General features: G+C 38.0%; 11 protein-coding genes. 10 read left to right on the top strand and 1 reads right to left on the bottom strand.

The features are described from left to right. Window positions 1-50: 50 nt before the first annotated feature. The 5 genes from KO495_RS10580 (at window position 51) to ruvB (ending at window position 7,411) form a co-directional block, all read left to right on the top strand. Window positions 51-2,957, top strand: coding sequence for a transporter substrate-binding domain-containing protein (locus KO495_RS10580; RefSeq protein WP_252738910.1), 2,907 nt, complete (start codon window positions 51-53; stop codon window positions 2,955-2,957). Window positions 2,958-3,144: 187 nt separating this feature from the next. After that, window positions 3,145-4,926: an aspartate--tRNA ligase gene (aspS, locus tag KO495_RS10575; protein WP_215980380.1), complete on the top strand. Its 1,782-nt coding sequence runs from the start codon at window positions 3,145-3,147 to the stop codon at window positions 4,924-4,926. Between the two features lie 142 nt (window positions 4,927-5,068). Then, complete coding sequence (gene ruvC / locus KO495_RS10570; protein WP_215980379.1) at window positions 5,069-5,596, top strand: crossover junction endodeoxyribonuclease RuvC; 528 nt, start codon at window positions 5,069-5,071, stop codon at window positions 5,594-5,596. A 100-nt stretch (window positions 5,597-5,696) separates the two neighbouring features. After that, the gene (gene ruvA / locus KO495_RS10565) at window positions 5,697-6,335 is read left to right on the top strand and encodes a Holliday junction branch migration protein RuvA (RefSeq protein WP_215980378.1); all 639 of its coding nucleotides are present in this window, start codon (window positions 5,697-5,699) and stop codon (window positions 6,333-6,335) included. A 65-nt stretch (window positions 6,336-6,400) separates the two neighbouring features. Continuing rightward, window positions 6,401-7,411, top strand: coding sequence for a Holliday junction branch migration DNA helicase RuvB (gene ruvB / locus KO495_RS10560; protein WP_215980377.1), 1,011 nt, complete (start codon window positions 6,401-6,403; stop codon window positions 7,409-7,411). Window positions 7,412-7,506: 95 nt separating this feature from the next. Here the strand turns inward: ruvB and KO495_RS10555 are convergent, their stop codons facing one another. Beyond that, window positions 7,507-8,016, bottom strand: a complete 510-nt coding sequence (locus tag KO495_RS10555; protein ID WP_215980376.1) for a DUF2062 domain-containing protein — start codon at window positions 8,014-8,016, stop codon at window positions 7,507-7,509. Between the two features lie 96 nt (window positions 8,017-8,112). Between KO495_RS10555 and KO495_RS10550 the strand changes: the two genes are divergently transcribed. From KO495_RS10550 to kdsB, 5 genes are all read left to right on the top strand, one after another. After that, window positions 8,113-10,686: a DNA internalization-related competence protein ComEC/Rec2 gene (locus KO495_RS10550; protein ID WP_215980375.1), complete on the top strand. Its 2,574-nt coding sequence runs from the start codon at window positions 8,113-8,115 to the stop codon at window positions 10,684-10,686. 246 nt (window positions 10,687-10,932) lie between these two features. Then, window positions 10,933-12,726, top strand: coding sequence for a lipid A export permease/ATP-binding protein MsbA (msbA, locus tag KO495_RS10545; RefSeq protein WP_215980374.1), 1,794 nt, complete (start codon window positions 10,933-10,935; stop codon window positions 12,724-12,726). Between the two features lie 48 nt (window positions 12,727-12,774). Further along, on the top strand, window positions 12,775-13,803 hold the full coding sequence (gene lpxK / locus KO495_RS10540; RefSeq protein ID WP_215980373.1) for a tetraacyldisaccharide 4'-kinase: 1,029 nt from the start codon (window positions 12,775-12,777) through the stop codon (window positions 13,801-13,803). 37 nt (window positions 13,804-13,840) lie between these two features. Continuing rightward, window positions 13,841-14,056, top strand: a complete 216-nt coding sequence (locus tag KO495_RS10535) for a Trm112 family protein (protein WP_215980372.1) — start codon at window positions 13,841-13,843, stop codon at window positions 14,054-14,056. Then, window positions 14,057-14,448 (top strand): 3-deoxy-manno-octulosonate cytidylyltransferase (gene kdsB, locus KO495_RS10530; protein ID WP_215980371.1); only part of this gene is annotated, 392 nt, incomplete at its 3' end.

Here is a 14,448-nt window from a genome sequence, read left to right as displayed (position 1 = left end):
TGGTTATTTTAACTGATCTCACTGGCAAGGCTATATTTATAGGGTTTTTTTTGAAAAAAATTTATCAATGTAATAGTAAAAAAAGTGCAATCATGCTGTTACTCTTTGTTGTTTTAGGCTTTTTTAGTTTAAGTAAACAATCATATGCACTAGCTACTGAGTCATTTTCAGGCACTGAACTTGACTTAACAAAGCCGTTAACTATTGCGGTTAATCGCACTTCTGCTCCTTATCATTATGTTAACAGTGAAGGAGAGGTCGCTGGTATCATGCCTGACTTATGGCGGTTATGGGCTAAAAAGCAACAAGTTGAGATAGAGTTTGTGGTAATGCCATGGAGTGATACCTTAACCAGTGTTGGCGAGAGCAAAGTGGATATTCATGCTGGTTTGTCTATTGTTGATAGTCGAAAGCAGTATTTAAGATTTTCTACACCTCATTTTCCTATTTATATGTATTTTTATGTCAATAAAAAACTTCATGAGGTTAATAAGATAAATGACTTAGCACCATATACGGTTGGTGTTGTGAAAAACTCAGCACAGCCTGAGATGCTAGCTAAAAGCTATCCGTGGTTACCATTAAGGCCTTATATTAATCGTTATGCTGTTTACCAAGCGGCATTACAAGGTGAAATCTTTGTATTCACAGGCATGGAGAAACTCTCTGATGCTTATCCTGAGCATGATCGACTAACGGGGATGTTTCCTGCCTATAAAACAATACGCTACCAGCAAGGTGATTACGCTGTTGCTGTCGCCAAAGATAACAAAGTATTAATGAGCTTTATTGAGGAAGGGTTTGCTAAAATAGACCCAGAAGAAAAAGCAACGATTGAACGAAAGTGGTTGGGGATTGAAAAAAAGAAAAACAGTTTACTTGTTGCTTTTGATCCGAATTATGCACCTTATATGGCACTTAGCCCGTTAGGAAAACCTCAAGGCTTATTAATTGATATATGGCGTTTATGGTCAAAAAATACCGGCATAGCGGTTGAGTTTGTCGCAAGAGAAATTACTAATGATGTTAACTTGGTTCAGCAAAATAAAGTTGATGTGCTGCTTGCTTATCCCGAGGTAGCTACTCCGCCCAGCAATACGTTATTTACTCAGCCTATTTATCAAGGCAAAATGAAAACTTATATAGCGAAAACTTTTCTTGATACTACTACAGATAATAGTGTTGAAGTAAGTTCGTTAGAGGAGCTTTCGCAGCGTTACCCGAATAAAGTGATTGGTGTATGGCAGCAGAGCTCATTTAAAGATAAATTAAATGAACTCTATCCAGCACTCAATATTCGTTATTTCAACACCGTACCTGAAATACTTAAAGCGATAGAAGATAACGAAATATCGGCAATGATTGGGCTTGAAGATATATTAAGTACCCGCCTTATTCAAAATAACTTACAAGCACAGTTTTATCACATTGAACAACCAGATTTTATGCTTGATTTATCGCCATTAATACATGTGAATAATGCGAAATTGGCTCGTATTATTAATGATGGGTTTAAAGGTCTGGATATCAAAAATCTTGTCGCTTTGGAAAAACGCTGGTTAAACGGTGGTGAGCATTATTACCAACGACAGGCTAAAAAAGTGACCTTAAGCGCACAAGAACAAGAATTTTTAGCGAACTATAAAACAGTTAATTTCGGATTGATTAAAGACTTATCTCCAGTAGAGTCAATAAATGAGCGAGGTGATTTTGTTGGGATTAATCGCGATATTATTAACCTAATCAGTCAGCGCACTGATATTAAGTTTAACTATGTGGCTTATGACTCTTGGCAACAATTATACCAAGCATTATTGGATAATAAGGTGGATATGCTTGCCAGTATTACTCCAACGGAGCAGCGCGAGAAAGAAATATTATTTAGCGAAAGCTATTGGAAAATGCCTTGGGTTATTCTTCATCAACAAAAAACAGGTAAACAATTAAGCTTAAAAGATTTTTATGGTAAGAGTCTCGCTATTGTTAAAGGCTATTATTTAATAGGGATGTTACGAGAACAATACCCGTTAATTAACTTTAAGTTAGTTGATAATCGAGAACAAGCTGTGGTTGCTATGCAGCAAGATATAGTGGCAGGGTTTGTAACTACCATGGCATCAGCAACGCAGTTACTTAAAAAAGATCATTTAGTGCCGTTAATGATCTCAGTAGTAGAAGAGGTTAATTTAGACATAAGTCATTTTGGTATTAACAACCAACTTCCTTTATTACAAAGTATTATAAATAAAGGCTTACTGAGTATTAGCGAGCGAGAAACTCAGGCTATTTACGATGCTTGGTTTAGCGTATCAATAAATACGGGCTTAAACAAAAAAATGGTGATGCAGGTTGCCGCGCAAGTTGGTGTTATTATTTTATTTGTTTTAGTGGTTATTGTTATGTGGAACCGGCGCTTGCAAGTAGAAATTAAACGCCGAGAACAATTAGAAAAAATAATGAAGCATATGGCCACTCATGATGAGCTAACGGGGCTGGCAAATAGAGTGCTACTTAAAGATCGCTTAAATTCAGCGATAGCCTTTCATCAAAGGCAGCAATTAAAAATAGCCGTATTATTTATTGATTTAGATGGCTTTAAAAGTATTAATGACAATTATGGCCATGATGTTGGTGATGAACTTTTACAAGAAGTAGCCTCTCGTTTAAAAGGGTGCGTGCGAGAGTCTGACACTATAGTACGCTTTGGCGGCGATGAATTCGTTTTACTGTTAACTGGGCTACATAGTAATAATGAGGCAGCATATGTTGCCGAAAAAGTTCTGAGGTTAATGCAGGCAGAGTTTACTCTATCAACAGATAGCGCTTATATTGGTTGCAGTATTGGTATTGCTGTTTATCCAGAGGACGGAGTTGATGATAATGAGCTACTCAAAGTTGCAGATACGTTAATGTATAAAGTAAAGGCAGCAGGTAAAAATCATTATATGTTCAATTAAACTCATCTTGCTAATATGTAAAACGACACGATGACAGTTAACTTAAACGTCGATTGACGATAGACGGGTGACATTAACAATCTTTGCTTTATAATATGCGGAAAATTATCATAACGAGCAGTACAATATCTCTATTTGTACCTTAGTGTTCGTTAATTATTTCGATACAAACGTAAGGCAAAAATACATGCGCAGTCTTTATTGTGGTGAGGTTAATGAATCTCACATTGGTCAAGAAGTTACTTTATGTGGTTGGGTTAATAAACGTCGTGATTTAGGCGCGGTTATATTTTTAGATTTACGCGATCGCGAAGGCCTTGTTCAAGTTGTCTATGATCCTGATTTACCTGAGGTCATTAAAAAAGCCAATACCTTACGTAATGAATTTTGTGTGCAAGTTAAAGGTAAAGTACGTGCTCGTCCAGAAGGGCAAATCAATAAAGGCATGAAAACGGGCGGTATTGAAGTTCTCGGTTTAGAGCTAACAATTCTAAATAAATCGGCACCATTACCACTTGATCCAAATCAGAAAAACTCAGAAGAACAACGTTTAAAGTATCGTTATTTAGATTTACGCCGCAGTGAAATGACGGATCGCTTGCGTTTTCGCGCAAAAGTAACATCAGCGGTTCGTTCATCACTTGAATCACAAGGCTTTCTAGACATTGAAACGCCAATTTTAACAGCGGCAACTCCAGAAGGCGCACGTGATTACTTAGTGCCAAGTCGTACACATAAAGGCCAGTTTTTCGCATTGCCACAATCACCACAATTGTTTAAACAATTGTTAATGATGTCTGGCATGGAGCGTTACTATCAAATCGTTAAGTGTTTCCGTGATGAAGATTTGCGTGCAGATAGACAGCCTGAATTTACACAAATAGATATTGAAACCTCATTTATGAGCAGCGATCAAGTAATGGAAGTTACTGAAAAAATGATCCGTGAGTTATTTTTAACCATGCTTGATGTTGATTTAGGTGACTTCCCTCGTATGCCTTATTCAGAGGCAATGACACGTTTCGGTAGCGATAAGCCAGACTTACGTAACCCATTAGAAATTGTTGATGTTAACGACATCTTAAAAGACGTTGATTTTAAAGTTTTCTCAGGCCCAGCCAATGACGATAAAGGTCGTGTTGCCGTTATTTGTGTACCTGATGGAGCACCGAAATTTTCACGTAAAGGTCTTGACGAATTAACTAAATTTGTTGGCATTTACGGCGCTAAAGGTATGCCTTGGTTAAAAGTAAATGATCGAGATGCTGGTCTTGAAGGTTTACAATCACCTATCTTGAAATTCTTAACTGAAGAAGCAGTTAACACTTTATTAGATCGCGTTAACGCCAAAACAGGGGATATTATTTTCTTTGGTTCTGATACTTATAATGTGGTAACAGAATCATTAGGTGCTTTACGTTTGAAGTTAGGTGAAGACTTAGATTTATTACAAGGTGAATGGAAACCATTATGGGTTGTTGACTTCCCGATGTTTGAAGAAGTTGATGGTCATATGCATGCTATCCATCATCCATTTACAGCACCTACTAATTTAACCGCAGCAGAATTAGAGGCTAACCCTGTTGGCGCTTTATCTGATGCTTACGACATGGTATTAAACGGTTGTGAATTAGGTGGTGGTTCGGTACGTATTCATAATCAAGATATGCAAGCAGCAGTTTTTAGAATTTTAGGTATTAGCGACGAAGAAGCTCAAGAGAAATTTGGCTTCTTACTTGAAGCACTACAATATGGTGCGCCGCCACACGCAGGTTTAGCGTTTGGTTTAGACCGTTTAGTGATGTTAATGACGGGGGCTTCATCAATTCGTGATGTTATGGCTTTCCCTAAAACAACAACTGCGGCGTGTCCATTAACTAATGCACCAGGTAATGCAAACCCTGAGCAATTAGTTGAATTAGGTGTAGCGGTTATCCCAGCAGCAAAAAGTGAAGAGCCTAGCGAATAAACGACGCTCCTCTTTAAATAGAAATAAATCATAATTTGTATTAGTCACTAAGACAGTTATGGCAATATAATGCAGCGAGAACATTAAGTTTTAGCTGCATTTTTTATAACTTAAAACATGCCGCTTAATAAAAGGTTAGCCATTGACTATTATTTTAGGGATTGACCCCGGCTCCCGTTTTACTGGGTACGGCGTTATCAAACAAGAGAAACGAGGTTTTAGTTACTTAGGGAGTGGTTGTATCAAAGCCCTTAGTCAGGGAGAAGACCTTGCTTCGCGTCTGCAAACTATTTTTGCTGGCGTTTCAGAAATTATCTTACAGTTTCAACCAGACACGTTTGCCATTGAGCAGGTTTTTATGGGCGTGAACCCTGGGGGAGCATTAAAACTAGGTCAGGCTCGCGGGGTAGCTATTGTGGCGGCAACAAATGTCGGTTTACCCATTGCTGAATATTCAGCACGGCAAATAAAACAAGCCGTTGTTGGTACGGGCGCTGCAGATAAAATTCAAGTACAGCATATGGTTAAAAATATGCTTAAGCTTCCAGGTACCCCACAAGCTGATGCTGCCGATGCTCTCGCGGTTGCGTTGTGCCATGGTCATAGTCATATTAATATTGCGCGACTATCTGGGCAAGCCAGTAAAACAGTACGTGGCAGACTGCGCTAATATTTTAAGAATGATTTATTAAAAATATTGTAGCGTCTTTACTGTATATATATATAGTGTTATTATTTTTTCACTAAAGAAATAATAATAGGTCTTCGTTGTGATTGGACGTTTACGCGGTACTTTAGCTGAGAAGCTGCCCCCTGAAATTTTAATTGAATGTGCTGGCGTTGGTTATGAAGTTACCATGCCAATGACAAGCATTTATGCACTACCTGAACTTGAGCAACAAGCGACAATTTACACGCATTTTGTGGTGCGCGAAGATGCTCAACTACTTTATGGTTTTGCTAATAAAGTTGAGCGTAAGTTATTTCGCTTACTTATTAAAGTGAATGGCGTAGGCCCTAAATTGGCACTAGCAATATTATCATCGATGTCTGCTGATCAGTTTGTCAGTTGCGTAAGACATGATGATGTTAGTGCTATTGTTAAAATACCAGGAGTGGGTAAAAAAACTGCTGAGCGTCTATTAATTGAAATGCGAGACCGCTTAAAAGATTGGCAAGTACAAAAGCCTATTATTGATGACAGTATGCCAGAACAATTGTTAGCACAATTTTCAGGTGAAAATGGTTTTGAAGATACCTTTGTTAATGATGAAAAAGGTGATGCGATTAATGCATTATTATCATTAGGTTATAAACAGGCACAAGCAGATAAAGCGGTAAAGTCTGTTTATCAAAAAGGGATGGTCAGTCAAGACATTATCCGTGACGCCCTTAAATCGATGTTATAAAAATTGCCATGTGCCAGCTATAAATGATGCTGAGTATAATGAACATAATAGGAAAATAGAGCTACATGATAGAAGCTGATCGTTTAATAGAGCCCATAGCTACCATTGAAGATGAAAGTGTTGATCGCGCTATTCGTCCTAAAATGTTGCAAGACTATACAGGTCAAGCTCATGTAAAAGCACAAATGGAAATTTTTATTCCCGCAGCTAAAAACAGAGGCGAGCCACTCGATCATTTACTTATTTTTGGGCCTCCGGGTTTAGGTAAAACCACCTTGGCAAATATTGTTGCCAATGAAATGGAAGTGAATATTCGTACCACTTCAGGACCCGTATTAGAAAAAGCAGGGGACTTAGCGGCATTACTGACTAATCTTGAAGAAAACGACATTTTATTTATTGATGAAATACATAGATTAAGCCCTGTTGTTGAAGAAATTCTTTACCCCGCCATGGAAGATTACCAATTAGATATTATGATTGGTGAAGGGCCAGCAGCACGTTCCATAAAATTAGATCTACCGCCATTTACGCTAATTGGCGCGACCACACGAGCAGGGGCGTTAACTTCACCTTTACGAGACCGTTTTGGCATAGTGCAGCGTTTAGAGTTTTATAATGTGGAAGATTTAACGAGTATTGTCAGTCGCTCGGCGCACTTTCTTAATTTAAATTTAGATGATGATGGGGCTTTTGAAGTAGCAAGACGATCTCGTGGTACACCTCGTATTGCTAACCGTTTATTAAGGCGAGTACGAGACTACGCAGATATAAAAACTCAAGGAGTCGTTAATCGAGCAACTGCTGCTGCCGCGCTTGATATGCTTGAGGTCGATAATGAAGGTTTTGATATTATGGACCGTAAATTATTACATGCCATTATTGATAAGTTTATGGGCGGCCCTGTTGGTCTTGATAATGTTGCCGCCGCCATTGGTGAAGCACGTGAAACTATTGAAGATGTTTTAGAGCCCTTTTTAATTCAGCAAGGCTTTTTACAGCGAACGCCGCGAGGACGTATTGCTACCGATAGAGCCTATCAACATTTTGGCATTGAGCGTTCGCCGTCACAATAGCTATTTTGAACTGAAGCTTGCCTATTGCAAATGAACTCAAGGTGCTTGGTGATTTAAATAGTAGCTCGAGATGAATTTATTATCCCGAGTTTAGGTTATTTATGACCGCGGCTTTTCCATGCTTTAATTACACTATAACGCCATAAACTTTGAATACCAAAATAGCCAAGCACAGAAAAAACAATGGCTAAAAATAAACAACCTACAAAAAAGGCCGGCCCAATAGTCGATAAACTATCAACAACCCACTGCCAATTTGCTTCAAAAGCAAATTTTCTTTCGGGTACGGCTAATAATAATGTTCCAACTAAGTAACAGGCATAAAAAATAACTGGCATAGTTAATGGGTTAGTTAGCCACACTAAAGCAATTGAAAGCGGTAAATTTGCATGAAATATTATGGCGCCGCCTGCAGCGAGTACCATTTGAAACGGTACTGGTATAAACGCAAAAAATAAGCCTATCGCAAAAGCTTTTGCTACCGAGTGTCGATTTAAATGCCAAAGGTTAGGATTGTGCAGTAAATCTCCGAACACTTTTAAATACTTATTATCTCTGATGGTTTGATGATCAGGCATAAAACGTTTAATAGTCTTTTTTGGCATAAAATTATCTAAAGTCCTTTGAAGCGCCAATGTCGTGAAATAGTGATTATTCTACTATCCTTTATGTAGCTTAAATACAAAGGATTAAGTTGCACTATGGATTGGTGGCTTATTACATTTTTTATCGGTGCACTATTGTCACTATTTTTACCAATAGTGCCAGCGCTTTTTCAGCTATTTTGTCTTCTTTTGTTCGCATTAGTGTTTTTTTATTATAAACCGTTGCGTACAAGCTCTGGTTTATTGTTTGCAATGTGCTGGGTTTTACTACACGCTTGGCATTATCAGCATCAATTACCGTCTGAGCTGGTGAGCATGATGCACGATAAGCAAAGTATGTTGATTCAAGCTGAAATCTTGAATTTACAACAACCATTACAAGTAAATGAGCTGCAAAAAAATAACGTAAATCCGTCTGGCAAACAACGCTTAATTAAATCACCTGCACGTAAACTGAATGTCAAAGTGTTTAATGTTAATGGTACCACGTTACAGCAACATTTTATCGCAAGACTTAGCTTGGCGGATGAAAAAATTAATATTTTGAACCCCTTAGCTCAAGGACAAGTTATTGAGCTGACGGTAAAGCTAAAACCTGCCCATGGCTTGGCAAACCTAGGAGGCTTTAATTATCAAATGTGGCTGAAAAGTCAAAATATTGCGGCAACAGGTTATGTCACAGCACCCAAGAAACTTGTTAGTCAGACCTACAATACAAGCCCAGCAGCATATCAGTTAAGCGGTAACGCTTCTTTTCGACAGCAATTATTTACTCAATATAAAAGCCTTTTACCTAAACATCAGCTCTCACCTTTATTGTTGGCTCTAGGGTTTGGTGAACGTAGCGAGCTCACGCCTGAGCATTGGCAGCTATTGCAAGCAACAGGCACAGGTCACTTAATTGCAATTTCAGGCTTACACATTGGCTTAGTCGCTAGTAGTGGCTTTTTTATGGTGATGTTTATTATACGAATATTACCTCAACGTGCTTTGTTTTCACTTGGCGCTAATAACATTGGATTTCAGCAACGTAATAGCCGTTATTTAGCGATCGGCTTTAGTGTTTTATTGGCGTTTTTTTATGGTTATTTAGCGGGTTTTTCATTACCGACACAGCGAGCTTTAGTGATGTTACTTTTGTACTGGTTGAGCCGGCTATGTTTTATCAAATTATCACTTATACGCTGGGTTCTAATGACTTTATTTGTTTTAGTTATGATTAGCCCATTTAGTTTATTCACCGCCAGTTTTTGGTTATCGGTGTATGCGGTGGTAATTATTTTTTTTACCTTATGGCGATTTCGTTATTATTTACAGGTGGGTCATAGCTTCATTCGCTTTGTTAAAGGTTTAGTTGTTATTCAATTAAGTCTAACTTTATTGATATTGCCCGTTGCAGCTGTGTTTTTTCAAAAAGTATCAACAGTGGCATTATTTGCTAACCTGTTAGCTGTTCCTTGGATGAGTTTATTTACGATACCGTTAACCTTACTTTCTGTTGTGGTGATGTTAATTGAAAGTTTTTTTGCTGTATTCTTTGTAGAGCCAGTAAGTTACCAGTTCTCAAAAGGGTTGATTTCATTAAGTACAGATTCACTCGCTTTTTTATGGCAATGGCTTAGTTATTTAGCAGACGCTAATTACTCGACCATTAATGTTTCGTTAACAGAGCAAATACTTATAATCTTGTGTGGCAGCTTTGCATTATGGTTTATGTTTTTTAGTCGCACGGGTAGTCGTCCAAGGTTATTTATTTACGCTACTTTACTGGTTAGTGTTGTCTGTTATCGCTTTTTGTTCACGCCTTTATTAAATAAAGCTGAGGCTGCTCAACATAACCAGCAACCGTGGCAAGTTATTATGTTTGATGTCGGCCAAGGCTTATCGCTATTGTTACAGCGCAATCAACACGCTATTTTATATGATACCGGCGCGGCTTATCCAAGCGGTTTTAATATGAGTGAGGCGGTAATATTACCGTATTTGCAATATGCCAATATTAGCGTACTAGATAAGGTTATTTTAAGTCATAGCGATAATGATCATGCAGGGGGCTTATTATCGTTGTCTCAAGGTGTCGCTATTAAACAATTAGTTACTAATGATGCAGGCATTGCTGAACAATTTTATGATGCTAAAAATAATCATACTAAAGCAGTTGTTCGTGAACCAAATACAGTGAAAAAAATAGCATCCTGTCATCAAGGAAGCAGCTTTTCGTGGCAAGGCTTGAGTTTTGATATTTTATCACCGCTAGCCTCTATTCATAATACTAAGCAAAGTAATGATAACTCTTGTGTCATTTTAATTTCAGATGGGAGAGTACGGGTTTTATTGACCGGAGATATTTCAACTAAGGTAGAGAAGCAGTTATTGCAACAATACCCTAAACTGAATACGCAAATATTAGTTGCTCCGCATCACGGCTCGAAAACTTCATCAAGCCAATCATTTTTACAGCAGTTGTCACCTGAAATATCTTTAGTGAGTGCCGGTTTTCTCAATCGCTGGCATATGCCTGTTAATGAGGTTGTTGAACGATATCAAGATATTAACAGTCCGTTATTAAATACCGCTACTTCAGGACAAATTATAGTAACTATTTACAAAGACGATATTACCGTACAAAGCTACCGTGAACATTTACGTCCTTTTTGGTTTGCTAATTAATTAGTTGGTTGTCGAGCTAAATCACGGTAAAATCAAGATGTTTAATAGTAAAAGGCTAAAAAAGCAGTATTAAAAAACAGTATTAATTTTAGCCTAGCCGAAGCTGATTTTATTTAAGCTTAATTCAATTAATGTCGTTTAAGTCGCTAATGTAATTATGGCGCAAATATATGGTAACGTTCTGTGCTAAAAACATTAACAGTAGTGACTAACTTATCTTCAAGATCCTCAAGAGTATTATAATCAATGACCCAATCTTCTTCAGAGCCATCAGAGCCATCAGAGCCATCAGAGACATTAACTCTCACTCCTGCGAATACATGGCAAAATTTTAAACGACTATTAACTTACGCTAAGCCTTATAAACTGGGCTTTATTGCGGCAATTATTGGCATGCTTGGCTATGCCGCCATTGATGTGTATTTTTTATCTAAATTAGAGCCACTTATTGACGAAGGCTTAAAAGGTACTAACCCTGAGTTTATGAAATGGGCGCCTATTTTCGTCGTGGTTGCGTTTATTATTCGTGGTTGCTTTCATTTTGTTGCTACCTATTGCCTTGGTTGGGTAGGTAATCATGTTGTTAATGATTTAAGACAAAAGTTATTTGAACATATTATGAGAATGCCTGTTGCCTTTCATGATAAAGAGTCGACCGGCTCACTTATTTCTAAGTTAACTTTTGACACTGAGCAAGTGCTTAATTCAGTAAGTAAATCAATTTTAACTATTGTACAGCAAAGCGCCTTTGTTATTGGTTTATTGGGTTTAATGTTTTATAAAAGCTGGCAACTATCGGTAATATTTTTACTGATTACTCCTATTATTGCCGTCATTGTAGTCATGGTTTCAAAGCGTTTCCGCCAAGTCAGTAAAAAAATCCAAGGTGCTATGGGCGAGGTAACTACGGCTGCAGAGCAAACCTTTAACGGTCATAAAGTTGTGCTTACTTTTGATGGTCAACAACGTGAATCTGAGCGCTTTAGCCAAATTAACAAGCATAATCGTCAACAACGTATGAAGCTTTTAGCAACTAAGGCTGCTAGCGTTCCTATTATTCAAATTATTGCCTCATTTGCGCTGGCATTTGTCTTTTATGCCGTAACGTCTGAAACGTTAAAAGAGAGTATTTCTCCGGGGATATTCGTTAGTATTATTACTTACATGGTTATGTTGCTTAGACCACTGAAGCTGTTAACCAATGTGAATAGTGAATTCCAACGAGGTATGGCAGCATCGGTCAGTATTTTTGCGGTACTTGACCAAAATAAAGAGCAAGATTATGGCACCAAAGAAATTGTTCGGGCGAAAGGACAGCTTGATTTCAATCAGGTAGATTTTGCTTATGAAGGGGCTGATAAACTTGCGCTTCATAATGTTAATTTAAGTTTAGCACCGGGAGAAACATTAGCTTTAGTTGGTCGCTCTGGTAGCGGTAAATCAACAGCAAGCGCTTTATTGTTGCGCTTTTATGATGCAAGTGCCGGTGAGATATTAATTGATGGCGTTAATATTAATCAGTACAAATTAAAAGACTTACGTAATCAATTTGCTTATGTATCGCAACAGGTGGTGTTATTTAACGATACCTTAGCAAAAAATATTGCTTACGGTAAACCTGACGCCAGTGAAAGCGATATCATTGCAGCAGCTAAAAGCGCCCATGTAATTGAGTTTGCACAAAATATGGAGCAAGGAATTCATACTAATATTGGTGAAAATGGTGCCTTACTTTCAGGCGGACAACGACAGCGTGTTGCTATTGCTCGCGCTTTATTATGTGATGCACCGTTTTTAATTTTAGATGAGGCGACGAGTGCTTTAGATACCGAGTCTGAACGTCATATTCAAGATGCGTTACAAACATTACAAAAGAATCGTACTTCTATTGTTATTGCACATCGTTTATCCACCATAGAAAACGCCGATAAAATTGTGGTGATGGATCAAGGAGAAATTATTGAGCAGGGCGATCATCAAAGCTTACTCGCTAAGAATGGCGCTTACGCACAATTACATAACTTTCAATTCGACTCATAATGGTTATGTACTTTTATAAACCTTTTTTACACATGATAAATAACTGATATGCGCTTAATTGAAAAAGTATGGTTTCGTGGGCATTCTGCAAAATGGTTACTTGTGCCGCTATTACTGCCGTTAACCTTATTATTTTATTTTATAAGTGCTTTACGACGCGCATTATTTACTGTTGGTTTGAAAAAATCAGTTACCTTAACGGCACCTGTTATTGTTGTCGGTAATATTGGCATTGGCGGCAATGGTAAAACACCTATGGTTATTTACCTTGTTAAATTAACACGTCAATTGGGTTTTAAACCCGGCGTGATATCGCGCGGCTATGGCGGTAATGCGCCACATTACCCTTACTTACTTAAAGAAGATACCAGCGCAAATATTGCAGGCGATGAGCCAGTATTAATTCATCAACGTTGCCAAGTACCTGTTGCCGTTGGTAGCAATAGAATTGCCAGCGCCCAACTACTGATTGAACAAGGCTGTAATGTCATTATTAGTGATGATGGTTTACAACATTATCGCTTAGCGCGAGCATTAGAGCTGATAGTTGTTGATGCTAAACGGTTATTTGGTAATGGTTTTTTGCTGCCTGCGGGTCCTTTACGTGAGGGAAGGTGGCGCTTAAATAAAAGTGATTTAGTTATTTTTAATGGCAGCCCAAATACAGAACTTTGGCCAAGAAAATTAACCACTCCCAATGCTATTATGCAGTTAACAGCTAAAGTTGTGTGTAATATTAAAACGGGTGAACGCATTACGCTTAGTACTTTCGTACAAAACAACCCTCAAGTAAATGCTATTGCTGGTATTGGTGATCCACAACGATTTTTTGATACTTTATCTGCACAACAATTATGCTTGAATAATACGCAAAGCTTTGTCGATCATCATGCTTTTTGTCTTGATGATTTTAGCCATTTTAACGATAATATCCCGCTATTAATGACGGAAAAAGATGCGGTGAAATGTTATGGTTTTAGTCAGGCGCATTGGTGGTATTTACCTGTCGATACTCGCTTTTCAGCAATAGAACAGCAAAAAATAACCGAACTGTTAATCACCAAATTAGCCGTTTAAGTACATTATTTACGTAAACCTATTTGAGAGAAAAATCATGGCCTTTGATACAAAATTAATGGAAATCCTCGCTTGTCCTGTGTGTAAAGGCAAACTTGATTATGATAAAGCTGCCCAAGAGCTTATTTGTAAGTTTGACCGTCTTGCTTACACCATAGATAAAGGGATTCCTGTACTGCTAGAAAGTGAAGCACGTACCGTGCCTTACGAAGATAACAATCAGGCTAACACTTCAAATGAACAAGGTGCATAAATGTCAGTAAATCAAGCCATGAGTGATAAGTCCAAAAACAGTATTACCAGCAATGCTGATTTTGTTGTGGTGATACCTGCAAGATATGAGTCATCAAGACTACCCGGTAAAGTATTGGCTGATATTCAAGGTAAGCCGATGATTCAATGGGTTGTCGAAAAGGCACAACAAAGCGGAGCCCGACAAGTCATCGTTGCTACAGATAACGACGAAGTCGCTGGTGTTGTTAACGCTTTTGGTGGTGAAGTGTGTAAAACCCGAGCTGATCATCAATCAGGTACTGAGCGTTTAGCTGAGGTCATGGCATTATACCAATTTAGTGATGACGAAATCATTGTAAATGTTCAAGGTGATGAGCCTTTTATTCCTCCTGAAAATATTGCTCAGGTTGC

Source organism: Colwellia sp. D2M02, from assembly GCF_018860755.1.
Taxonomy (GTDB): Bacteria; Pseudomonadota; Gammaproteobacteria; order Enterobacterales; family Alteromonadaceae; genus Colwellia; species Colwellia asteriadis.
This window is presented reverse-complemented; position numbering and strand designations above follow the sequence as displayed.

Coding starts and splice junctions, on each gene's coding strand:
- aspS (WP_215980380.1), top strand. CDS start 3,145: ATGCGCAGTCTTTATTGTGGTGAGGTTAATGAATCTCACATTGGTCAA.
- ruvB (WP_215980377.1), top strand. CDS start 6,401: ATGATAGAAGCTGATCGTTTAATAGAGCCCATAGCTACCATTGAAGAT.
- KO495_RS10555 (WP_215980376.1), bottom strand. CDS start 8,016: ATGCCAAAAAAGACTATTAAACGTTTTATGCCTGATCATCAAACCATC.
- KO495_RS10550 (WP_215980375.1), top strand. CDS start 8,113: ATGGATTGGTGGCTTATTACATTTTTTATCGGTGCACTATTGTCACTA.
- msbA (WP_215980374.1), top strand. CDS start 10,933: ATGACCCAATCTTCTTCAGAGCCATCAGAGCCATCAGAGCCATCAGAG.
- lpxK (WP_215980373.1), top strand. CDS start 12,775: ATGCGCTTAATTGAAAAAGTATGGTTTCGTGGGCATTCTGCAAAATGG.
- KO495_RS10535 (WP_215980372.1), top strand. CDS start 13,841: ATGGCCTTTGATACAAAATTAATGGAAATCCTCGCTTGTCCTGTGTGT.